We start from the raw sequence: 21,848 nt of genomic DNA, 5'->3' as shown, positions 1-21,848 counted from the left end.
GGGACAGCACCATGCCGAAATTTGCCGCCAACCTCACCATGCTCTTCAACGAGATGCCGTTTCCCGACCGCTTTGCGGCGGCGAAAGCCGCGGGCTTCAGTGGGGTCGAGTATCTCTTCCCCTATGATTTCGATAAGGCGCTTCTGCGCGAGCAGTTAGAGGCCCACGGGCTGACGCAAGTGCTGCACAATCTGCCCGCCGGCAATTGGGCCGCCGGCGAACGCGGCATCGCGATCATGCCCGATCGCGTCGCCGAATTCCGCGATGGCGTGTTCCGCGCCATCGACTACGCCAAGGCGCTCGATTGCGAGCAGCTCAACTGCCTCGTCGGCATTGCGGCTGACGACGCCGATCCGCGCGAGCTTCAGGAGACGCTGGTCGGCAATTTGCGCTTTGCGGCTTCTACGCTGGCGCGTGAAAACATCAAGCTGCTGGTCGAGCCGATCAACACGCTGGACATTCCCGGCTTCTTTCTCAACGGCACCGAGCAGGCGGTGCAGCTGATCTCCGAGGTGCGGTCGAACAATCTGTTTATCCAGTACGACATCTATCACATGCAGATCATGGAGGGCGATCTCGCCCGCACCATGCAGGAATATCTGCCCCAGATCGCCCACATCCAGCTCGCCGACAATCCTGGCCGGCACGAGCCCGGCACCGGCGAGATCAACTATCCCTTCCTGTTCCGTCACCTCGACGCGATCGGCTATCGCGGCTGGGTCGGCTGCGAATACAAGCCGCGCACCACGACGCTGGAAGGCCTGTCCTGGCACGCGGCGCAGACATTCGAGACCTAAGGACATCAAGACATGATCGACATTGGCTTCATCGGACTTGGCACCATGGGACGGCCGATGGCCCGCCATCTTCTGGCCGCGGGCCATCACGTTCTCCTGCATGACGTTGCGCCGGTCGCGCCGGAGCTGATCGCAGCAGGCGGCGTCGCTTGCAAGTCGAGCAAGGAAGTGGCGGAGGAGGCGGATGCCGTCATCATCATGGTGCCGGATACGCCGCATGTGGAGGCCGTACTGTTCGGCAAGGACGGCGTCGCGGCCGGCATCTCCAAGGGCAAGATCGTGGTCGACATGAGCTCGATCTCGCCGCTGGCGACGAAGGAGTTTGCCAAGAAGATCGAGGCGCTGGGCGCGGACTATCTCGACGCGCCGGTGTCGGGCGGAGAGGTCGGAGCCAAGGCTGCGAGCCTCACCATCATGGTCGGCGGTCCCGAGCGCGCCTTCAACACCATGAAGCCGATCTTCGACAGGATGGGCAAGAACGTCACCCGCGTCGGCGCCAATGGCGATGGGCAGACGACGAAGGTCGCCAACCAGATCATTGTCGCGCTGACGATCGAGGCGGTGAGCGAGGCGCTGCTGTTCGCGTCGAAAGCCGGTGCCGATCCGGCGCTGGTGCGGCAGGCGTTGATGGGCGGCTTCGCCTCGTCGCGGATTTTGGAAGTGCATGGCGAGCGCATGGTGAAGCGCAATTTCGATCCCGGCTTCCGCATCGAGCTGCACCAGAAGGATCTCAATCTCGCACTCGAAGGCGCTCGCTCGCTCGGCCTGTCGCTGCCGAGCACGGCAGTGGCGCAGCAATTGTTCTCGTCCTGCACCGCGCATGGCGGCAAAGGCTGGGACCATTCGGCGATGGTTCGTGCGCTGGAACTGATGGCGGGGCACGAAATCGGCGCCGCCTAAGTGTTACGCGGGAACAGTCTCCAGATTTGACGCGACTTTCGGCGCGGGGGAACCGGAACAATGATCCGGCCCCGCGGTTGAAGCCGCACAACAACACTGGAGAGCGTGGATATGAAGACCCGTCTTGCGATTTCGTTGGCCGCTGTGTCGCTGCTGGCGTCGAGTGCAGCCTTTGCCCAGTCGACGACCGAAGAGGGCGCCAGGAACGGCGCGCGCGCGGGCGGCGACATTGGTGGTCCGGTCGGCGCGATGGTCGGCGGCACCGTGGGTGCGGCCGTCGGTGCCGGCCTCGAAATTCCGAATGCGATCCTCGGCGGAATACCGCGCGATGATTCTGTGGTGGTTCAGGAGCGCGTCATCGTCGGCGAGCCGCTGCCCCCGACCGTGGTGTTGCGCCCGGTACCGAATTACACTGAGTACCGCTATGCAGTCGTGAACGATCGCCGCGTGATCGTCGAGCCGCGCACGCGTCGCGTCGTCAAGATCATCGACTGATCGGCGCAGCCAGAAGCGTAAGTGACGAGGCCCTGCGGAGTTTTACTCCGCGGGGCCTTCGCTTGTGATGGCCGGGCTTGCGCGAAGGCGCGTCAAAACCCAATCGGCGGCGGCCGCGAGCGCAAAGCCGGCGCAGGCGGTGGCGGCATCAACCACGAAATCCTCCAGCCGCGCATGCCGTCCGGGCGCCCAGAATTGCACCAATTCGAGCAGGCCGATCAGGACCACCGCGATGGCCGCGACGAGGAGGCGGCGCTGCCGGTAGGCGAGGCCGAAGGCCAACCCGACCAGAATGAAGGCCAGCGCATGTTCGCCGTCCTGGCCCAGATCGGAATGGGGACGCAGGCTCGGCGGTCCGAGGGTTGCAAACGTGACGGCGGCTGCGAGCAGCCAGGCAATCGGTCGAACGAGAATGGACATCCGGTGCGGATAGCACGGATTTGCAATGGGCTGTCGCATAGCCCCGATCAGATCGCCGTGTAGTTAATGACGAAATGTTAAAGTGGCTCGCGCACGCCGAGGCCGTGCATGAAGCGCTCCCGGATCTGCACGGGATCGCGGCGGGTGGCGCCGACGCCCGGCTTGTCGTCGATGCGGACGGCTATCAGGCTCGGCCCGGAGGCGGACATTGCTTCCTCGACCAGGCGCTCAAAGTCCTCCTCGTCAGCGGCCCAGGCACTGTTGGCAAGGCCGGAGCCAGTGGCGATGGCGACGATGTCGGCGATACCAGCGGCAGGCGTCGGCTGCGCGCCAGTAATCTGGTAGATGCCGTTGTCCATCACGATCATGATGAGGTTCTTCGGCTTCAGGGTTGCGATGGTCGAGAGCGAACCGAGCTGCATCAGCAGCGAGCCGTCGCCTTCGAGCGCAAATACGCGGCGGTCAGGCTGCGCCAGCGCTACCCCGAGCGCGATCGGGAAAGCGAGGCCCATGCTGCCAAGCATGTAGAAATTCTGCGGGCGGTGGCCAGCGGCCCAAAGGTCGAAATTGGTGTTACCGATGCCGCCGATCACGGCTTCCTCGTGCTTGAGCTTTGCGATCAGGCGCGAAGTCACATCGAACCGGTTCATCACCTTGGTGTTGCGCGTGTTCATTTTTGAGTTCATTGGCCGGGCTCACTTGTCGAAAGTCTTGCCGCCCGTGAGCAGCGGGTTGAGGATCAACGCCACCGGCGCCTGCGTGGTGACGGCCTGCTTGATCGAGCGATCGGCGATGAATTCGAGCTCGTCGAGCCGGGTGATGGTGTGGTGCTCCAGTGCCAGCGAATCCAGCACCGGGCGCATGGTGCGGCAGACCAGCGACTGGCCATAATTGAACTCGCCGAGCGTGCCGCGCTCGGACACGAACATGATCAGCGGGATCTGGTAGGGCACCGCGAGCGAGGCGAGCGTGTTGGCGAGCGTGGCAAAGCCCGAGGTCTGCATCAGCACCGCGCCGCGCCGTCCGCCCATCCAGGCGCCGGAGACGATGCCGACGGCCTCTTCCTCGCGGGCGGTGGCAAAGGTGGTGAAGAAGGGATCGGCATGCAGGTTTTTGATCAGCGGCGTCAGCACGCGGTCGGGCACGTAAGGGATCAGGCTGATCTCATTCCGCTTCAGGGTTTGCAGGACGATGCTATGCCAGCTTCTCTCGCCTGACCCTTGTGTTGCCTGAGCCTGCTGCTCCGCAATCGCCATTGCGTTCTCCCTTGGGCCGCGCATGCTTGTTCTTGGTCGTCGCGGCGGTCTGCCGAACTTGACGGAGCGGGCGAGATTGTCAACATGTCCTGGCCGCACCGTGATCTGCGCCAGACGGCCTGCCGCGGCCGGCACCGCCATGTCATAAGCGGGATAACGAGAAACGAGAGGGACGCATGGACGGGGCGCGCGTTGCGCTGATCTTGCGGGTCTCCTCGGGAGAGCCGGAAGGGTCCTGATGTCCGTCAACAGCAAGCGCGTCTTCTACGTCAAATACCTGGCCAATCCGATCTATATCGACATCCTGAAGGCGCGGCCCGACGTCCGGCTCGATCGCATCGAGAACGACAGTCCCGAGGATTTCTATGCGCCGATCCTGAGCGCGGCCCATGTCTATCAAGTTGGCGCCGCCCGAGACGAGCTCGCACCACATTTCCATGTCGATGCCGCCTTCCTGAGGCGGACGCCGAACCTGCTGCTCGTTTCCAGCAATGGCGCGGGTTTCGACCCCGTCGATGTCGAGGCCTGCACCAATGCAGGCGTGCTGGTGGTCAACCAATCCGGCGGCAACGCGCATTCGGTCGCCGAGCACGTGCTGGCGATGATGCTGACGCTGTCCAAGCGGATCATCCAGTCCGATCGCAAGCTCCGCCGGGAGTCCAACGTCAACCGCAATGAGCTCGTCGGAAACGAGGTCGAGCACAAGACGGTCGGCATCATCGGGCTCGGCAATGTCGGCCGCCGCATCGCCGCGTTGTGCAAGGGCCTGTTCGGCATGAAGGTGCTGGCCTATGACCCGAACCTGACGGCCGAAGTGATGGCCGAGCGGGATGGGGAAAAGGTCGAGCTCGACGAGCTGCTGCGCCGCGCCGACTTCGTCTCGATCTCCTGTCCACTCGACAAGGGCAGCCGCAACATGATCAGCGTGCGCGAATTCGCGCTGATGCAGCCGCACGCCTATTTCATCACGACGGCACGAGGCTTCATTCACGACGAGGACGCCTTGCTCCAGGCGCTACGGGACAAGCGCATCGCGGGCGCCGGCCTCGACGTCTGGTCCAAGGAGCCGCCGCCGCCGGAGCACCCGTTGCTCCAGTTCGACAACGTGCTCGCGAGCCCGCACACCGCAGGCGTAACGATCGAGGCGCGTCAGAACATGGGCCGCATCGCCGCCGAGCAGGTGTTGGAGACGCTCGACGGCAAGCGCCCGCCGCGTATCATCAACCCCGAAGTCTGGCTGCGCTATGCCGAGCGCTTCAAGCAGGCCTTTGGCGTGACACCGGGGTAGCGGCGCGCGAAGTGTGATCGTGCTCCGTCCGTTGGTTACGCGGATGAAAACAGAAAGCGGCGGATTTTACCGATGGCGTGAATGAAGGCGTATGACTTGTCCTGTAGATCAGGGGCATGAGCATACTTTCGATTGCGACATCCGGACTTTCTGCAGCGAGCCTGCGTGTGAACGTGGCCGCGAGCAACATCGCCAACATCAGCACGACCGGCCCGCTGCCCGCGTCAGGCGGATCGAGCGCACCGGCCGGTGCGGGCATTGCCCCGACGTTTCCCGCGGCCTATGTGCCGCTGCGCGTCGATCAGGTCTCCCAATCGAGCGGCTCGACGCCGGGCGGTACGGTTGCGACCGTGTCGACGGTTTCGCCGAGCTATACCGCGCAATCCGACCCGAGCGCTCCCTTCGCAAACCAGGACGGCCTGGTCGCAGCGCCGAATGTCGATCTCGCCAGCGAATTCGCTGAGCTGGCGACCGCTAGGTACAGCTTCATTGCCAATGCGAAGGTCATTCAGGCCTACGCCGAGACGCAAGACGCACTCCTCGACATCAAAACTTAACGGCCACGCCGGGGTAGGGCGTCTACCCCAGCTTTGTGCCGAGCTGCTTGAACACGGCCTCGCAAGTCATGAGGTCGAGATGGCCGCCGCCCGCGTTCTTGAAGAACGTGATGTCCGACGGTGACGTTCGTCCCTGCACGCGGCAACTGGCGAGATCGTAGAGATCGCCGAGGACATCCGTCTCGCTGATCGCGCCGCTCGCAATCGGTTGCAGGATGTCGCCGACGCCGTGAAAGGCGGATTCCCACCGGTCCACGAAGACGCGCGACATCTTTGCCGCTTCGTCGTCAGCCTCGCGTGTTTGCGGCGTATAGCCGCCGACCAGGTCCAGATGCGTGCCCGGCCGCAGATTGCGGCCCTTGATCAGCGGTTGATGGGCGCGGGTGCAGGTGGTGATGACGTCAGCCTCTCGCGTTGCCGCGTCGAGATCCGTCATCATCTCGGCTTTCACGCCGTCCTTTGCCAGACGCTGCGCGAGATCTGCGGCGCGGTCCGGGCTCCGATTCCAGATCAGCACGCGCTCGAGCGACGGCCGCACGGTGCGATGCCCCCGGATCAGCCATTCGGACATCTCACCGGCACCGACGCAAAGCAGCGTCTCGGGATTGGGCGGGGCGAGCAGTTTCGCGCCCAGCGCGGAATCGGCGGCCGTGCGCCAATGCGTGATCTCGGTCCCGTCCATTGCCGCCAGCGGTCGTCCGTTGGTGCCGTCGAACAACACGCACACGGCCTGCACCGCCGGCATCCTCCCTTCCGTCAGATTGGCCGGAAAGCTGGTGAACATCTTGCTCGCCATGTACCGGCCGGGGTCGACCGCGCTCCGGATGACGTATTGCCCTTTCTCGTCTCCAAGAAAGGCGTCCAGCACTTCCATCTTCGGCCGGCAATGCGCCTCTTCCAGAGCCGCAATGAGGATCGGAAACGTCAGAACTTTCGTGACTTCGGTATCGGAGACAAACTGCAAGGCAAAATCCTCATGGCGACCGGCATTTGCCCATAAACCCGCGCGGCAGGTTCCGCAACGAATCTTCCGCCAAGACTCCCCGGTCTTGATCCGCGTCAAAATCTCCTTCCCCGGTTCGGGCAAAATGGGACTAGATTGCCGCCGGGGCAGCAGGAGGGAGGTCCCATGTCAACTTATGTCGTCAGGTTCATGAAGGACGTGCTCGGCCAGTACGGCCGGGAGATCGAGGTTTGCCAGGGCGCGATCGAGATCGACGCCGCCGACGAGGACGAAGCCAGGGAGCGGGCGAAGGCGAGGTTTTGCAGAGACCAGGCGTTGCATCACTGGTCGCTACATGCCGACCGCATCCAGGTCAGACCGGCTGACTTTCCGTCGTGACGTCTAGCGTCCGGGCGCGGTGATTGGCGGTGGCGCGGTCGCGCCGGCGCCGAGTGAACGCTGCACCATGACGGTGTCGGACCAGCCGCCGTGGCGGTAGGCGACGCCGCACAACAGACCGACGCGCACGAAACCGAACTTCTCGTGCAGCGCCAGCGAGGGGGCATTGTCGGCATCGATATAGCCGATCATCTGGCGGAAGCCAGCGGCCGCACAAGCATCGATCAATTCCTGGAGCAGCAGCCGTCCGACGCCGCGGCCGAGATGCTCGTGATGCACGTAGATCGAATGCTTGGCCGTGTAGCGATAGGCCGGCCGCTTGCGGAACAGCACCGCATAGGCATAGCCGACGACTTCGCCGCGATAGGTCGCGACCAGGTGCGGCAGGCGGGTTTGCTTCAGGTTCTTGCGCCGGTCGCGTAGGTCGTCCGGCTCCGGCGCACCGGTTCCCTCGACGTCGCGCGGTACGCCATTGCGGACGTGATGGCGGTAGATCGCCAGCATCGCCTCGATGTCGCTCTCGCGCGAGGGCCGGACCAGGACCGGCTCGTCATCTACGCGTGCAATCGCTGTTTCGTTCATCCGCGCCTACTCGGTAACGACGTAAGTATAGAGCCCGATGCGGCCCGTCGCATCGACCTCTTTGTAAACGCCCTGGATTTCGACGTCGAAACCCGGGAACGTATTGAAGCAGGCCTCGAACATCTTGAGATAATCGACCATGGGCTTGGCACGCTCCGTCAGCCGCTCGCCGGGCACGATGGTGGCGATGCCTGGCGGATAGACGACGAAGGGCGTGGTGGCGATGCGGCCCGCGATCGCCTCGATCGGCAGATAGTCGACGTCGTTGCGGAACAGGAAGCGCGCGGCGTCGCGGGGCGACATCGCGATCTCCGGCATGTGCTCGGGCATGAACTGCCGCGCCTGGAGCGCGCTGACGTCGGCGGCGCGGAAGAAGCGGTGCATCTCGCCGCAGAGATCGCGCAGCCGCACGCCGGCATAGCGTGCCTGCCGCCGCTGATAGAATTCGGGAATCGCGTCGGCCAGCAGCGCATTGTCGTCGTGCAGCCTCTTGAACGCGACGAGGCCGGAGATCAGCGTCCCGGCCTTGCTGGCCTCGACGCCGGGGGTGAGCAGGAAGAGCAGGGAGTTGAGGTCGTTCTTCTCGGGGACGATGCGGTTTTCGCGCAGATATTGCGCGACGACCGGCGCGGGAATGCCATGCTCGGCATAGGCGCCGGTGGAGCGATCGAAACCCGGTGTCAGCAGCGTCAGCTTGTTCGGATCGGTCATGGCAAAGCCTTCCGTGACGCCGGGAAAGCCATGCCAGTTGGTGTCGGGCGAGAGCTGCCAGAGCGCGGGATTGGTGGCAAGCTCGTCGGTGGAGAGCGTTTCCCAGGCAACGTTATGCGCGGCGCCGGGCCGGCTGACGTCGGGAATGGCGACGCGATCGGGCACGAACGGTTCGAAGAACCAGCGGCGGTCCGCGTTCTGCTCCTTGTCCTCGAACTCGCGGCGCATCGCGCGGATCTTCTTGCGCAGCTCGATGCCGAGCCGGATCGTGTCGTCCCACAGCACTTCGCCGGAGCGGCCCTTCATCATTTGTGCGCCGACATCCAGCGACGCGAAGAGTGGATAGAAGGGAGATGTCGCGGCGTGCTGCATAAAACTTTCGTTGAAGCGGCGGTGCTCGACGCGCCGCTTCTGGCCGCGGATATGGCGGTCCTTGATATGGATTTGGGACGCCTGCGAGAAACTCGCGAGCTGCTTGTGGGTAGACTGCGTCGCGATAATGCCGGGCGCTTCGGGCGGAAGATTCGCCAGCCCCATCGCGAAGCGGCCGGTATAGAGCGGGTGGAATTTCATGAAGCCGGCCCAGGCCTCGTCGAACAGGATGTACTCGCAGAGATGGCCGATGCGCTTCAGGATCATCTCGGCATTGTGGATCGTACCGTCATAGGTGCACTGCTCGACTACGGCGACGCGGAACGGCCGCTCCTTGCGCCAGGCATCCTTGTCGGTGACCAGCGGGTGATTGCGGATCGCCTCGCGCAAGGCCTTCTCGTCCAGCGCGTCCCAGCGCATCGGGCCGATCAGGCCCCAGGCGTTGCGGATGGTCGGCACGTAGACCGGGATGCCGCCATTGATCATCAGCGCGCCATGATGGGCGGCCTTGTGGTTGTTGCGGTCGAACAACACGAGGTCGCCGTCGGTGACGAGCGCGCCGAGCGCGACCTTGTTCGAGGTCGAGGTGCCGTTGAGTACGAAATAGGTCTTTTCCGCCCCGAAGATTTGCGCGGCTTCCTTCTGCGCCTTCAGCGCCGGGCCCTCATGGGTGAGGAGGTCGCCGAGATCGAGCACGGAATTGTCGAGGTCGTCGCGGAATACGGATTCGCCGAGATGCTCGACGAAGACCCGGCCGATCGGGCTGCGGTTGTAGAACACGCCGCCATTGTGGCCCGGGCAGGTCCAGAGCTGGTTGCCTTCCTCGGCATAGTCGACCAGCGCGCCGAAGAACGGCGTCTTCAGCGTCTCGGCATATTGCTTCAGCCGGCTGATTAGATTCTTGGCGATGAAGGTCGGCGTCTCCTCGGACAGGAAGACGTAGCCGTCGATGAAGTCGAGCACTTCGACCGGCAGGTCCTCGAACCGCTTGCGCCGGATCAGGAGGATGATCGGGAAGTCGAGGCCGCGGCGCCGCATCAGATTGATCAGCGCCGAGGTCTTGCCCTCCAGGCCCTTCTTGCCCCAGTCCACCACCATGCAGCCGATCGCGGCATCGGTCTGCACCGCCATCTCGGCGTCCTCCAGCTTGCGGGCCCGGACCACCTCGAAGCCGGAGCGCTGGATCTCCTCGATGATCTGGTTGAAGCGGACGCCTTCGAGGTCGTCGACGTCGAACACAGGTGCGGCGAACAGGAAGTTGAAGCGCTTGAAATAGTCCATGTCAGGTCCCGAATGAGCGAGGCCAACAGGTCTCGACACATTCCATGACAATTGGATGACAAAGGCGCGGGGTGGCCTTCGTCGCGCTCGCGGGCGAGGGAACCGCTACCGCTTCGCCTCGCCGAACACCACGGTCGGCACCGCGCGGTTGACCACTTCGCGCAGCGCGAAGCTCGATTGCACCCGTGCGACGCGCGGTAGGCGTGACAGCTCGGTGCGGTGGATGCGCTCGAAATCCTGGATGTCGCGGGCGAGCACGATCAGGATGTAGTCGTCGGTGCCCGACATCAGGAAGCAGCGCACGACGGAAGGGCACTTCACCACCTCGGCCTCGAACGCCTTCAGCGCTTCGTCGCTCTGGCTCTCCAGCGCGATGCGGACCAGCACCGTCGTGGTGAGGCCGAACTGCGCCAGATCAAGCGCGGCCTGGTAGGCCTGGATATAGCCGTCGTCCTCCAGCGCCTTCTGCCGCCGCGCCAACGCCGTGCTCGAAAGGCCGACTTTGGTGGCGAGCTCGGTGTGGCTGGCCCGCGCATTGGTGGTGAGTTCCGCGAGGATGGCGAGATCTTTACGGTCGAGGGCCAAGGTTTCGTTTCCAGCGTGAAAGGGCGTTTGCGCGCCGGAAACCGGCGCGGGGAGGTCGAAGCTAGCGGATATTTGCACGAAACCAAACTGGCCACGTCGCTACGATAGCGAGGTGAATCAAGCCGTTGGAAGGAGCCCAGGATGCGCGTCGGTGTGCCCAAGGAGATCAAGGTGCAGGAATATCGCGTCGGGCTCACCCCCGGTGCGGTCCGTGAATATGTCGCGGCGGGGCACCAGGTGACGGTCGAGACTGGCGCCGGCAGCGGCATAGGTGCCTCCGACGAGGTCTATCGGCGGGTAGGGGCAGTCATCGCCGAGAGCGCCCGGGACATTTTTGCGAAGTCCGAGATGATCGTGAAGGTGAAGGAGCCGCAAGCAAGCGAATGGGCCCAGCTCCGCGAAAACCAGATCCTGTTTACTTATCTCCATCTTGCGCCGGATCCGGAACAGGCCAAGGGCCTGCTCGCCTCCGGCTGTACCGCGATCGCCTATGAAACCGTCACCGACGCGACCGGTCACCTCCCCCTGCTCGCGCCGATGAGCGAAGTCGCCGGCCGCCTCGCCATCGAGGCCGCCGGCGCCGCGCTCAGGCGTTCGGCCGGCGGTCGCGGGTTGCTGCTGGGCGGCGTCCCCGGCGTGCAGCCCGCGCGGGTCGTCGTGCTCGGCGGCGGTGTGGTGGGAACACAGGCCGCGCGCATGGCCGCGGGCCTCGGCGCGGAGGTCACGGTGATCGACCGCTCGATTCCTCGTCTTCGCGAGTTGGATGATGTCTTCCTCGGGCGGGTGCGGACCCGTTTCTCGACCATCGAGGCGGTCGAGGAGGAGGTGTTTGCCGCCGACGTCGTGATCGGCGCGGTGCTGGTGCCGGGCGCGAGCGCGCCAAAGCTCGTCACGCGGGCGATGCTCAAATCGATGCGGCCGGGCGCCGTGCTGGTCGACGTCGCGATCGACCAGGGCGGTTGCTTCGAGACTTCGCACGCGACCACGCATACCGATCCGACCTATGAGGTTGACGGGGTCGTGCATTATTGCGTCGCCAATATGCCCGGCGCAGTGCCGGTGACGTCGAGCCAGGCGCTGAACAACGCGACGCTGCCGTTCGGCCTGATGCTTGCGAGCAAGGGTTTTGCCGCGGTGCTGGAAAATCCGCACTTGCGCAACGGGCTTAACGTCCATCGCGGCCGCATCACCAACAAGGCGGTGGCGGAAAGCCTCGGGCTGGAATTCGCACCGGCGGAGGGCGGACTCGCGGCGTAGAGACTACGTCGGCTTGCGGTGGCGGCTGCCGAGCGCGGCCTCGATCGTCTCGGGCTTTTCGATGCGCTCTATCAGCACGTCGATGCGGTCGCCGCCCCAGAACAGCTCGCCGTTGAACACCATCGTCGGCACGCCGAACACGCCGAGCGCTTCGGCCTCGTCGATGATGCGGTCGTGCTCGGCGCGGGCAGGGCCGTGGACGTAGGCTTCGAATTGGCTGGCCGACCCGCCGCACGCGGTGATGACGCCGGTGATGTCAGCCAGATCATCGATCTCGAGCTCATGGCTCCAGAAGCGGCGGAACACCGTGTCGTGGTAGGGGCGGAAGAAACCGTGCGCCTGCGCGAACAGCATGCCGACGCTGGAATAGAAGGCATCGTAGATCCGTCGCGGGCCCTTCATGACGAGGCCTTGCGCATTGGCATAGCGCCGCGCGTCCATATAGGCGTAGCGCACCTTGCGCCAGAAATGCGGTGTGCGCTCCTCCACCGTTCCCATGAATTCGGCAACGCGGAGCGTATAGGGCAGCCATTCCAGCTCGACGCCGTGTGTCTCCTCGAGTTCGAACAGCCGCTTGTTGGCAACGAACGCGTAGGGGCTCTTGTAGTCGGTGTAGATGCGGACGCGGGGCTTGGGCATGGGCGAGCTCTCTCCAATCTATGCCTTCGTCAGCCTGTACTGCCGCAAATCCGGGTCATGCGTCATGCGCCAGTAGTCCACGAACCGCCACGGCATCGCCGAAAACACCCGACCGCTCGAATTGCGGTAGTAGGTGCTCATGCCCGGATGGGTCCAGATCATGCCCTCATGCTCGGTATCGACCTTGCGCACATAGTCGTCGAGCACGTCCTGGCGGACGTCGATGGCCGCGACGTCGTGCTCGATCATGTCGACCAGACAGGCGGAGATGTAGCGGCTCTGGCATTCCGACTGGAAGATGACACTGCCGCCATGCGCCGGGCCGGAGTTCGGGCCGAGCATGCAGAAGAAGTTTGGAAAGTCGGGCACGGTGAGGCCGAGGAAAGCGGTCGGGTTGTCGTTGCCCCAGGCCTCACGCAAATTCTTGCCGTCGCGACCGCTGATGTTGAGGCGCGCCGCCATCTCCGTGACCTTGAAGCCGGTTGCGACAACGATGATGTCGGCGGGACGGTGCTCGCCATCCGCGGTGACGATGCCGTCCGGGTCAAAATGGTCGATCGCATCGGTGACGAGCTCAACGTTGTCCCGCGTCAGCGTCTTGAACCAGTTGTTGTCGAGCAGGATGCGCTTGCCGTAAGGCGGATAGGTCGGCACGCATTTCGAAATCAGATCGGGGCGATCTTCCAACTCGGTCAAAATGAAATCGGTCAATTCCTGGCGATGCCGGTCGTTACCCCTGTTGACGGCGCGCTCCGGATGCGGCCAGGCGGGGTCCTTGCGCAAGAACGGCAAAAGGCCGTCGCCATAGCGCCAGAACATGTTGAAGCGGTACCACTGCACATAGAACGGCAGGTGCGCGAGCAGCCAGCGCGCGCCCTCGCTGATCGGATCGGCATAGCCCTTCACCGGCCGCGCCCATTGCGCGCTGCGCTGATAGACGGTCACGGACGCAACGCGGCCGGCGATCGTCGGAACGAGCTGCATCGACGTCGCGCCCGTGCCGATCACGGCGACATGCTTGCCTTCAAGATTGATGTCGTCGGACCACAGCGCCGAATGCAGGATCGTTCCCTTGAAGTCCTCCTCACCCTTGAAGTGCGCGCGGGACGGATCGTTGAGCTGGCCGATGGCGGAGACCAGCGCCGTCGATTCGAAGATCTCCTCGCCGCGCTTGGTCTTCAGCGTCGATATCCAACGCCGCTTGCCTTCGTCCCAACGCGATGATGTCAGCTCGGTGTTGACGCGCAGATGCTTGCGGATGCCGTATTCGCCCGCGACCTTCTTGAGATAGCCGAGCAGCTCCTCGCGCTGGCAGAAATAGCGCGTCCATTCATTGTGCGAGCCGAACGAGTAGGAATAGGAGTGGTTCGGCGTATCGACGCCGCAGCCGGGATAGCGATTGATCCACCAGGTGCCGCCGAGTTCGTCGTTCTTCTCGACAATGGTGTAGGGGATGCCGAGATGGCCGAGCGCCACGCCGAGCGCGATGGCGCAGACGCCGGCACCGACGATCAGGACGTGCTGGTCTGCGAGCTTTGCATCGGCCGGGCGTTCGGACCAGCGCGGCTCGCGCGCCACAAAGCCCATCTCCTCGCGCATCAGCGGCGCATATTCCGGCGTGACGTTCTCGCCGAGGCAGGCGCGCATCATCTTCAGGAGCAGCTCTTCGCCGGGGTCGGTGATAACGGGCTTGGGCGAGCCATCGGCAAAGAGCTTGACCACAGCGGCGCGGATTTCGTCCTGGACCTCCTTCGGGACCCCGGCCTCGGGATCGGGGATGAGGCGGATGTCGCGCTTCGGCAGATAGGGCGGCTCGAGCCAGCGTTCGTCGCCGGTCATGTGCACCAGCACCATCAGGAGGCAGCGGATGTCGCCTTCGGCGATCGCCGAGGCGAGGTCGAGCGGTTTGCGTGGAGATTCGATGTTCATGGCGTTTCCTGATCTCCGGATGCACTGAAGAGGCCGCGCGTCATCAGCTTGCGATAGGCGGAGATGACGTGGTCGGGCACGGCGGTGACGCCGTTGGCCGAGTAGGAGTAGCGGCGGCTGAGATAGCCACGCGAGCCCATCAGCATGTGGACGATCGCCTCGAACTCCTCGTCGCTGTAGTCGTAGATGTCGCCGGCAAGCCGGGCGCGGCGCAGGATGCGGACATAGGCGGTCGAAATGTTGTCGAGATGCTTCTGGTAGCCGATCGGCGCAAAGAATTCGGCCTCGTTGAGGATGCGCAGGAATTCAGGCACCTCGCGGATGAAGTCGAAGAAGGCGGAGAAGCGCTCGATCTCCTGCCGCGCCGCATCTGCCGTGCCGGTGCGGGTGCGGATGAACTCGACCATGTCCAGGCCGATTTTTGGCAGGAGCTGGTCGAGCAACTCCTGACGGTTCTCGAAATGGTTGTAGAACGTGCCTTGCGCGACGCCGGCTTCCTCGGTGATGCGGGCAACGGAGGCTTCGGCATAGCCATGCTTGCCGACGACCTTGGTGGCGGCCTCAAAAATCTTCTGCTTGGTCCAGGCGTTGCGCTCGACGCGATTGAGTTTTGTGACTTTTGCGTTCGCTTGCGTCATTCAGAAGGCTCCAACTCGGCGCGAAGCACGCGCTTGAGGATCTTTCCGCTCGGATTGCGCGGCAGGCTGTCGCGGATCACGAGCTGTTTCGGCACTTTGAAGCTCGCAAGCCGCGCGCGGCAGTGTTCGGTGAGGGCAGGGAGTTCGAGGCTCGCGCCCTCGGCCAGCACGACGATGGCGACCGGCCGTTCGCCCCAGCGCGCATCGTGCAGGCCGATCACCGCGACCTCGCGCACCTCCGGCAAATCGTAGATGGCGCGTTCGACTTCGGAGGAGGCGATGTTCTCGCCGCCGGAGATGATCATGTCCTTCTTGCGGTCGGTCAGATAAAGAAAGCCCTCGTCGTCGAGATAGCCGACGTCGCCGCTGCGGAGCCAGTCGCCGAAGAAGGCAGCCGCTGTCTTGTCCGGATCCTTCCAGTAGCCCCGCGTGATCTTCGGGCCGCGCAGGCAGATTTCTCCGTTGACGTTCGGCGGCAGCGTCCTGCCGTCCTCGTCGCGGATCTCGATTTCAACATGGGCGATGGCGCGGCCGGTCGAGCCGATCTTCTCGATCTCGCGGCCGGCTTCCATAAAAGTGTCGCCGCCCACGGTCTCGGTGAGGCCATAGGCGTCGATGTAGCGAGCATTACGGAAGTATTCCGAGAACGCGCGGATGCGCAGCTCCGGCGTCTTCTCGCCGCCCCCGATCGCCCATTTGAGGCTGGAGACGTCGTAGCGATCGCGCGTGGGGCAGGTGAGCATCGCGGTGGTCATGACAGGCGCGAACCAGGCTGCGTTGAGTTTGTCCTCTGTTATTGCCGCAAGCGCGGTCTCCGGCTCGAAATTGCGCTGGATCGAGATGAAGCCGCCGTGCCAGAGCACGGCGATGCCGGGCAGGTCGAGTGCGCCGACGTGATAGAGCGGGCCGACGATGAGAAGGCGGGTGTCTGCACTCAAACCCAGCGCGATCGTTTGATCGGCGGACTTCCAGTAAAAATTATCGTAGGTGAGCATCACGCCCTTGGGGCGGTCGGTCGTGCCCGACGTGTACATCAGCCGCATCAGGTCGGATGGGGCGCAGACGTGCATCGGCGCCGACGGCGCATCGCCGGCAAGCCACGTGACGCTCTGCTGCGCGGTCTCGTCGAGCACGACAACTCTCGCGCCCGCGGCATTCGCAGCCAATTCTTCGTCGACGATCAACAGGCGCGCACCGGCATTGCCGGCGATGTAACCGACCTCGTCGCGCGAAAGACGAAAGTTGATCGGCAAGAACACCGCGCCGAGATGGCTGGTGGCAAAGACGAGCTCCAGGAAGGCCGCGCTGTTCTTCATCAGCACGGCGACGACATCGCCGGCGCCGATGCCCTGCGCGGCGAGCCAGCCGGCGACCTTTCGGATGCGCGCATCGAAGGCGGCGTAGGAAATCTCCTCGCCGCGGTATTTCAGCGCGGGTCGCTCCGGCGCGCGCCGGGCATGAAAGCCGATGAAGCTCGAAAGATTGATCATTTTGCGGGTTTTGGGCCGGCTGCCGGCCTCGTTTGCTCCGTCGATGAATTATGACTCGTAATTCATCTTTGGCTTGACGTCACCCCCCTGCCTCTGAAATTGTTGGGAGCACGGAGACGAGACGATCTCCGGCAGGGATCAGGGAACGCCGACCCGACAGAGGGAGGGAAAACATGACGAGACCCCGCACGCCGGGCATCAGCCGCCGTTCAACGCTGGCGCTGATGGGCGCCGGCGCGATGAGTGTTGCCACCCCATGGGTGGCGCGCGCGCAAGCCAAGACCATCAAGATCGGCATGCCGACGATTCTGTCGGGCCGCGTCGCGCAGCTAGGCACGTCGTCACGCAATGCGGTGATGCTCGAGGTCGACAAGGTCAACGCCGCAGGCGGCCTGGCGGGCCGACAGATCGAGATGGTGATCCGCGACTCCAAGGGCCAGCCGCAGGAGGCCGCCCGCGTCGCGCGCGAGCTCGTCAACACCGACGGCTGCGAATGGCTGATCGACGGCGAAGCGTCGTCCGGATCGTTCGCCGTGCACGAAGTGGCGCGCGATCTCGGTGTGCTCTGCGTTCACACCTGCTCGGAAGCGTCCTCGCTCACCGCCGATCCCAAGCAGCACATCCCGAACGCGTTCCGCTGCGTGCGCCAGGGCATCCACGATTCCATCGTCGGCGGCAGTTATGCTGCCGCGATCTCCAAGGCCAAGGGTTTGAAGAAATGGGCGACCTGCTCGCCCGACTACGCCTATGGCCGCGACACCACCGGCGAGTTCACGCTGTATCTGAAGCGCTTTGCGCCCGACGTCGAGATCATCAGCGAGTCCTGGCCAAAGCTGTTCCAGCCCGACTACACCGAGGTGGTGACCAAGATTTTGCAGGCGAAGCCGCAGGCGCTGTACTCGTGCCTGTGGGGCGGCGATCTCACCTCCTATATCGACCAGGCCAACATCTACGCGATGTTCGGCCAGATGGAGGTGTTCGCGGTCAACATGGCCGATTACACTGCGCTCACCGTGGTGAAGAACCTGCCGAAGGGCATCCACTCCGGCAATCGCTACATCAAGACGTTCCCGACCACGCCGGAAAATGCTGCCTGGGGTGACGCCTACAAGGCGAAGTACAACGAGTATCCGACCAACTGGTCGTGGCAGAACGCCACCGCGGTGATGTTCCTCGCCGAAGCCGCCAAGAAGGCGAACTCCACCGACGGCAAGAAGATCGCGGAGGTGCTGGCCGGCCTCACCATCAAGTGCCCGTTCGGCGCCGACGGCACCGTGACCATGCGCGGCGACGACCACACGCTGGTCGGCTACGCCATCGGCTGGGGCACCACGATCCCGCAGGAGCCCTATGTCCCGGAGGTCAAGGCCGGCGACTGGAAGACCATCTTCGAGCTAGAGGCCGAGTGGAAGAAGAGCAAGGGCTACACCTGATCTGATGCGCGGCGGAGACGATCGATCGTCTCCGCCGGTTTCGTTTTCCGCGCCGCGTCAGGCGCACGACAATGAAAGTGCTCCCGTGGATCTCGACGCGCTTGCCGGCTGCCTCTCCAGTTCCGCCTGTCTGGTGACGCAAACCACCAGCGGTCTCATCATCGGCATGCTGCTGTTTCTTGTCGCGGTCGGGCTGACGCTGATCTTCGGCGTGCTCAAGATCGTCAATTTCAGTCACGGCGCCTTCTATATGTTCGGCGCGTATTTCGCGATGACGGCCTATCATCTCACCGACAGCTTTGCGCTGGCGATGCTGGCGGGCGCAGCGGGCACCGCACTTCTCGGATTGATCTTCGAGCGTGTCTTCATGAGCCGCGTCTATGGCGCCGACGTGCTGATGCAGCTGCTGGTTTGCTACGCCTTCGTGCTGATCTTCGACGACGTCGTGCGTTTGATCTGGGGGCCGGAATTCAAGTCGATGGGCATGCCGGCGGCGTTCCAGGTGATGCCGTTGTTCATCGCCGGCGGGGTGGTGCCGCCTTACTACCTGCTGCTGATCGGCGTGGCGCTTGTCGCGGCCATCGTGCTCGGCATCGGATTGTCGCGCAGCCGCATCGGCAAGGTGATCCGCGCCGCCGCGCATAATCCCGGCATGGTCTCGGCGCTCGGCATCAACACCGGCCTGATCTATGGCGGCGTGTTCGCACTCGGTGGCGGGCTTGCGGGCCTCGCCGGCGCGCTTGCGGCGCCGGTGCGCTCATTGACGCCCGGCATGGGATTTTCGGTGCTGATCGAATCCTTCATCGTCACCGTGATCGGTGGCATGGGTTCTATTTTGGGCGCGCTGATCGGCGCGCTGCTGCTCGGCCTGATCCGCTCCTTCGGCTCGCTCGGCTTTCCCCTGTTCACGGAAGGCCTGATGTATTTGTTTATGGTGATCGTGCTGGTCTCAAAACCCACCGGCCTGTTCGGCAGGGAGGCGGCATGACCGAGCTCGAGGCCGGACGCGCTGAGAGGCTGGTGCAGGTGCGCAGCGATGCGGTGCTTCACCGTTACCGCGACTTCCTGGTCGCGCTGCTCGCCTTCGCCGTGCTCGCGAGCCTGCCGCTGTTCACCGGCAGCAAGGCGCTGCTCGACTTCGTCATCCGCTGCTCGGCCTATGGCCTGTTTGCGACCTCGCTCAACCTGCTGGTCGGCTACACCGGCCTGACCTCGTTTGGCCATGGCATGTTCTTCGGCCTGGGCGCCTACAGTTTTGGCCTGATCATGCAGAAGCTCGGCGTGCCGATCCCGGTAGCCTTCGTCGCGACGCTCGCGATCACGGCGGTGATCGCCGCGATCATCGGCGCGATCTGCGTGCGGCTGAAGGATATCTATTTTGCCTTCGTCACACTCGCCTTCCAGATGCTGATCCACTCGACCATTTTGTCATGGGCCTCCTTCACTGGCGGCGACCAGGGCCTGCGTGGCGGCATTCCGCGGCCCGTCTTTTTCGGGATCGACCTTTCCAACCACGTCCATCTCTATGTCACGTGCTGCGCGCTGCTCATTCTCGGCCTGCTCGCCATGCGCCAGATTGCGCAATCGCCGTTCGGCTACACGCTGCGCATGATCCGTGACAACGCCGCACGCGCGAGCTTCCTTGGCATCGATGTCTGGCGCGCAAAGCTCACCGTCTTCGTGCTGGCGGCCTTGTTCGCCTCAATGGGCGGTATGGTGATGGCGCTGTTCGTCTCCGGCGCCTATCCGGAATTCGCCTATTGGACCATCTCGGGCGAGGGCATCTTCATCAATATGCTCGGCGGCGTCTCGACCTTCTTGGGGCCGATGGTCGGCACCGTGCTGCTGCTGCTGCTCAACGACACCGTCACACGGTTCACCGAATATCACGGCATCGTCCTCGGCGTGGTCATCCTGTTCTTTGCGCTGGGTCTGCGCAAAGGCCTGCTCGATTTCGTCGCCGAATGGTTCGCGCACCGGCGCGATACGGGCGAGGGGCGCTAGCCATGCTCGCAATCCGCAACCTCGCAAAGTCCTTTGGCGGCGTGAAGGCGACCAACGACGTCACACTTGATTTTCCCGACGGCTCGCTCACCGCCGTGATCGGCCCGAACGGGGCGGGCAAGAGCACCTTCTTCAACCTGATCACCGGCGCGCTGAAGCCGGATTCCGGCCAGGTGCTGCTCGACGGTGTCGATCTCGCCGGCCGCTCGCCGCCGGAGATCGTGCGTCATGGCATCGGCCGCGCCTTCCAGGTTGCCAGCATCTTCAAATCGCTGACGGTGCAGGAGACCATGCTCGCCGCCGTCAGCGCCGACCAGCGCACCTCCGCGGTGCTGCACAAGCGCTTTCCGTTGCCCCAGACGCGCGACCGCGCCGAGCATGTGATGGAGCTGCTGGGCCTCGCCGGCAAACGCCATCGCACGGCCGCAACACTTTCGCATGGCGATCAGAAGCTGCTCGACATTGCGCTCGCGCTGGTGCTCGAACCTAAGGTTTTGCTGCTGGACGAGCCGACCGCCGGCATGGGCCCGGAAGAGCGCTGGCGTATGATCGACAAGGTGCGCGAGCTCTGGGACACCCAAAAGATCACCGTCGTCTTCATCGAGCACGACATGGACATCGTGTTCAAGATCGCACCAAAGATCGTCGTGCTCTGCTACGGCCGCATCCTCGCGACCGGGACGCCTGACGAGATTCGCAACGACACCGCGGTGATCGACGCCTATCTCGGCACCGAACATGCGGGAGCCGCCGCGTGACTGCAGCCATCATCGACGTCGCCGATCTCGACGTCTATTACGGCACCAGCCAGATACTGTTCGGCGTCGCCCTCTCCGTGCGCCAGGGCGAGACCATGGCGTTGCTCGGGCGCAACGGCGCCGGCAAGTCCACGACCATGAAGGCGATCATGGGACTGGCGCCGCCGCGGCGGGGCAGGATCAGCCTGCGCGGTGCGGTGATCTCCGGCCGCAGGCCGCATCATATCGCGCGTGCCGGCCTCGGCTTCGTGCCGGAGGATCGCCAGATCTTTCCAGAGCATACCGTCGAGGACAATCTCGTCATCGGTCGCAAAAAGGGGCCGGACGGCCAGGACGAATGGCCGATCAAGCGCATCTACGATGTCTTCCCGCTGCTGGAGCCGCTGCGCCATCGCATCGCCGGCAGGCTGTCTGGCGGCGAGCAGCAGATGCTTGCGATCGCGCGCACGCTGATGGGCAATCCGGCGCTGCTTCTGCTCGACGAGCCCAGCGAGGGGCTCGCGCCGATCATCGTGCAGCGGATCGGCGAGCTGCTGCGGCAGCTTCGTCAGCTCGGATCGACCGTGCTGATCGCCGAGCAGAACATGCATTTCTGCCTGGGGCTGGCGAGCCACGCCACAGTGATCGACAAGGGCCAGATCGTCTATGCCGCCGGGATCGACGAGCTCAAGGCCAACGACGCCATCCGCCGCCGCTATCTGGCGCTCTAGCCGGGCGCTCGGCCCAAACCGGCCAAAAGAAGAAAACTATTGCCCTTGGTCCACCCGAAAGAAGGAGTTTCCCTTGGGGGCGGCAAAAACGCCAATCGCTTCCATTGCCGTTTTAGGCCGAAACAACGACATTCTACCCAGAATTTGATGGATCGGCGCAAGCTATGGAACGCACTGGATTCGAGCCCTTCGGCGAGCAGCTGGTGTCCACGACGGACACCCAGCCGAAGTCGCGCGCCTCAAAGCTCTTGCTGCGGGCTGGCACCGGCCTGTTCTGGTCGCTGGTCGCCGCCATCGTGCTGGCGCGTGCGGCCTTCTTCGAGCCCGGCGTCTATGATGGCTTCAGCCACGTCGCCTCGCTGGCCAAAAACATGTTCTTCTAAGGCCCGACTGTTCCGGGCTCA

24 protein-coding genes are annotated in these 21,848 nt (G+C 64.0%); 13 read left to right on the top strand and 11 right to left on the bottom strand.

The window, feature by feature from the left end:
- Nucleotides 1–11 precede the first annotated feature (11 nt).
- The 3 genes from hyi to ACPPVR_RS29055 all read left to right on the top strand — a co-directional run bounded on the left by hyi (nt 12) and on the right by ACPPVR_RS29055 (nt 2,192).
- Nucleotides 12–797: a hydroxypyruvate isomerase gene (hyi, locus tag ACPPVR_RS29065; RefSeq protein WP_426609991.1), complete on the top strand. Its 786-nt coding sequence runs from the start codon at nt 12–14 to the stop codon at nt 795–797.
- A 12-nt stretch (nt 798–809) separates the two neighbouring features.
- Nucleotides 810–1,697, top strand: a complete 888-nt coding sequence (locus ACPPVR_RS29060; RefSeq protein WP_426609990.1) for a 2-hydroxy-3-oxopropionate reductase — start codon at nt 810–812, stop codon at nt 1,695–1,697.
- A gap of 111 nt (nt 1,698–1,808) precedes the next feature.
- The gene (locus ACPPVR_RS29055) at nt 1,809–2,192 is read left to right on the top strand and encodes a DUF1236 domain-containing protein (protein WP_426609989.1); all 384 of its coding nucleotides are present in this window, start codon (nt 1,809–1,811) and stop codon (nt 2,190–2,192) included.
- A gap of 42 nt (nt 2,193–2,234) precedes the next feature.
- Here the strand turns inward: ACPPVR_RS29055 and ACPPVR_RS29050 are convergent, their stop codons facing one another.
- The 3 genes from ACPPVR_RS29050 to ACPPVR_RS29040 form a co-directional block, all read right to left on the bottom strand.
- A complete protein-coding gene (locus ACPPVR_RS29050; RefSeq protein ID WP_426609988.1) occupies nt 2,235–2,612 on the bottom strand; it encodes a VanZ family protein in 378 nt (125 codons plus the stop codon).
- 77 nt (nt 2,613–2,689) lie between these two features.
- Nucleotides 2,690–3,286, bottom strand: a complete 597-nt coding sequence (locus tag ACPPVR_RS29045) for a thiamine pyrophosphate-dependent enzyme (protein WP_426609987.1) — start codon at nt 3,284–3,286, stop codon at nt 2,690–2,692.
- A gap of 21 nt (nt 3,287–3,307) precedes the next feature.
- Nucleotides 3,308–3,868 carry a thiamine pyrophosphate-binding protein gene (locus ACPPVR_RS29040; protein ID WP_426609986.1) on the bottom strand — a complete coding sequence of 187 codons (561 nt, stop codon included), beginning with the start codon at nt 3,866–3,868 and terminating at the stop codon, nt 3,308–3,310.
- A 238-nt stretch (nt 3,869–4,106) separates the two neighbouring features.
- On the opposite strand from ACPPVR_RS29040, the gene ACPPVR_RS29035 reads away from it, so the two are divergent.
- Together ACPPVR_RS29035 and ACPPVR_RS29030 are read left to right on the top strand one after the other, a co-directional pair.
- Nucleotides 4,107–5,156: a hydroxyacid dehydrogenase gene (locus tag ACPPVR_RS29035; RefSeq protein ID WP_426609985.1), complete on the top strand. Its 1,050-nt coding sequence runs from the start codon at nt 4,107–4,109 to the stop codon at nt 5,154–5,156.
- Between the two features lie 116 nt (nt 5,157–5,272).
- The gene (locus ACPPVR_RS29030; protein ID WP_426609984.1) at nt 5,273–5,713 is read left to right on the top strand and encodes a flagellar basal body rod protein FlgC; all 441 of its coding nucleotides are present in this window, start codon (nt 5,273–5,275) and stop codon (nt 5,711–5,713) included.
- 22 nt (nt 5,714–5,735) lie between these two features.
- Here the strand turns inward: ACPPVR_RS29030 and ACPPVR_RS29025 are convergent, their stop codons facing one another.
- Nucleotides 5,736–6,677, bottom strand: coding sequence for an ornithine cyclodeaminase family protein (locus ACPPVR_RS29025; RefSeq protein ID WP_426609983.1), 942 nt, complete (start codon nt 6,675–6,677; stop codon nt 5,736–5,738).
- 165 nt (nt 6,678–6,842) lie between these two features.
- Between ACPPVR_RS29025 and ACPPVR_RS29020 the strand changes: the two genes are divergently transcribed.
- Entirely contained in the window at nt 6,843–7,055 is a 213-nt protein-coding gene (locus tag ACPPVR_RS29020; RefSeq protein WP_426609982.1) for a hypothetical protein, read from the top strand.
- Between the two features lie 3 nt (nt 7,056–7,058).
- On the opposite strand, the gene ACPPVR_RS29015 is transcribed toward ACPPVR_RS29020, so the two are convergent.
- The 3 genes from ACPPVR_RS29015 to ACPPVR_RS29005 form a co-directional block, all read right to left on the bottom strand.
- Nucleotides 7,059–7,637 carry an N-acetyltransferase family protein gene (locus ACPPVR_RS29015; protein ID WP_426609981.1) on the bottom strand — a complete coding sequence of 193 codons (579 nt, stop codon included), beginning with the start codon at nt 7,635–7,637 and terminating at the stop codon, nt 7,059–7,061.
- Nucleotides 7,638–7,643: 6 nt separating this feature from the next.
- Entirely contained in the window at nt 7,644–10,001 is a 2,358-nt protein-coding gene (locus ACPPVR_RS29010; RefSeq protein WP_426609980.1) for an Orn/Lys/Arg decarboxylase N-terminal domain-containing protein, read from the bottom strand.
- 105 nt (nt 10,002–10,106) lie between these two features.
- On the bottom strand, nt 10,107–10,586 hold the full coding sequence (locus ACPPVR_RS29005; RefSeq protein WP_426609979.1) for an Lrp/AsnC family transcriptional regulator: 480 nt from the start codon (nt 10,584–10,586) through the stop codon (nt 10,107–10,109).
- Nucleotides 10,587–10,727: 141 nt separating this feature from the next.
- Between ACPPVR_RS29005 and ald the strand changes: the two genes are divergently transcribed.
- The gene (gene ald / locus ACPPVR_RS29000) at nt 10,728–11,843 is read left to right on the top strand and encodes an alanine dehydrogenase (protein WP_426609978.1); all 1,116 of its coding nucleotides are present in this window, start codon (nt 10,728–10,730) and stop codon (nt 11,841–11,843) included.
- A gap of 3 nt (nt 11,844–11,846) precedes the next feature.
- On the opposite strand, the gene ACPPVR_RS28995 is transcribed toward ald, so the two are convergent.
- The 4 genes from ACPPVR_RS28995 to ACPPVR_RS28980 are packed head-to-tail and all read right to left on the bottom strand — an operon-like array spanning nt 11,847 to nt 16,539.
- Complete coding sequence (locus ACPPVR_RS28995; RefSeq protein ID WP_426609977.1) at nt 11,847–12,482, bottom strand: 2-hydroxychromene-2-carboxylate isomerase; 636 nt, start codon at nt 12,480–12,482, stop codon at nt 11,847–11,849.
- 18 nt (nt 12,483–12,500) lie between these two features.
- Nucleotides 12,501–14,411, bottom strand: a complete 1,911-nt coding sequence (locus ACPPVR_RS28990) for a flavin-containing monooxygenase (RefSeq protein ID WP_426609976.1) — start codon at nt 14,409–14,411, stop codon at nt 12,501–12,503.
- Nucleotides 14,408–15,049 (bottom strand): TetR/AcrR family transcriptional regulator, encoded by a 642-nt coding sequence (locus tag ACPPVR_RS28985; RefSeq protein ID WP_426609975.1) that lies wholly within the window; start codon nt 15,047–15,049, stop codon nt 14,408–14,410. Before ACPPVR_RS28985 ends, ACPPVR_RS28990 begins: the two co-directional genes overlap by 4 nt.
- Nucleotides 15,046–16,539 carry an AMP-binding protein gene (locus tag ACPPVR_RS28980; protein WP_426609974.1) on the bottom strand — a complete coding sequence of 498 codons (1,494 nt, stop codon included), beginning with the start codon at nt 16,537–16,539 and terminating at the stop codon, nt 15,046–15,048. The genes ACPPVR_RS28985 and ACPPVR_RS28980 overlap by 4 nt, the downstream gene beginning before the upstream one ends.
- Nucleotides 16,540–16,712: 173 nt before the next feature.
- Between ACPPVR_RS28980 and ACPPVR_RS28975 the strand changes: the two genes are divergently transcribed.
- From ACPPVR_RS28975 to ACPPVR_RS28950, 6 genes are all read left to right on the top strand, one after another.
- Nucleotides 16,713–17,972: an ABC transporter substrate-binding protein gene (locus ACPPVR_RS28975; protein WP_426609973.1), complete on the top strand. Its 1,260-nt coding sequence runs from the start codon at nt 16,713–16,715 to the stop codon at nt 17,970–17,972.
- An 85-nt stretch (nt 17,973–18,057) separates the two neighbouring features.
- Nucleotides 18,058–18,960, top strand: a complete 903-nt coding sequence (locus ACPPVR_RS28970; protein WP_426609972.1) for a branched-chain amino acid ABC transporter permease — start codon at nt 18,058–18,060, stop codon at nt 18,958–18,960.
- Nucleotides 18,957–19,976, top strand: a complete 1,020-nt coding sequence (locus ACPPVR_RS28965; protein WP_426609971.1) for a branched-chain amino acid ABC transporter permease — start codon at nt 18,957–18,959, stop codon at nt 19,974–19,976. Before ACPPVR_RS28970 ends, ACPPVR_RS28965 begins: the two co-directional genes overlap by 4 nt.
- Nucleotides 19,977–19,978: 2 nt before the next feature.
- A complete protein-coding gene (locus tag ACPPVR_RS28960; RefSeq protein ID WP_426609970.1) occupies nt 19,979–20,734 on the top strand; it encodes an ABC transporter ATP-binding protein in 756 nt (251 codons plus the stop codon).
- The gene (locus ACPPVR_RS28955) at nt 20,731–21,444 is read left to right on the top strand and encodes an ABC transporter ATP-binding protein (protein ID WP_426609969.1); all 714 of its coding nucleotides are present in this window, start codon (nt 20,731–20,733) and stop codon (nt 21,442–21,444) included. The genes ACPPVR_RS28960 and ACPPVR_RS28955 overlap by 4 nt, the downstream gene beginning before the upstream one ends.
- 164 nt (nt 21,445–21,608) lie before the next feature.
- Nucleotides 21,609–21,827: a hypothetical protein gene (locus ACPPVR_RS28950; protein ID WP_426609968.1), complete on the top strand. Its 219-nt coding sequence runs from the start codon at nt 21,609–21,611 to the stop codon at nt 21,825–21,827.
- The last annotated feature ends 21 nt before the right edge of the window (nt 21,828–21,848 follow it).

This window comes from Bradyrhizobium sp. McL0616, from assembly GCF_049993385.1.
In the GTDB taxonomy this organism is placed as follows: domain Bacteria; phylum Pseudomonadota; class Alphaproteobacteria; order Rhizobiales; family Xanthobacteraceae; genus Bradyrhizobium.
This window is presented reverse-complemented; position numbering and strand designations above follow the sequence as displayed.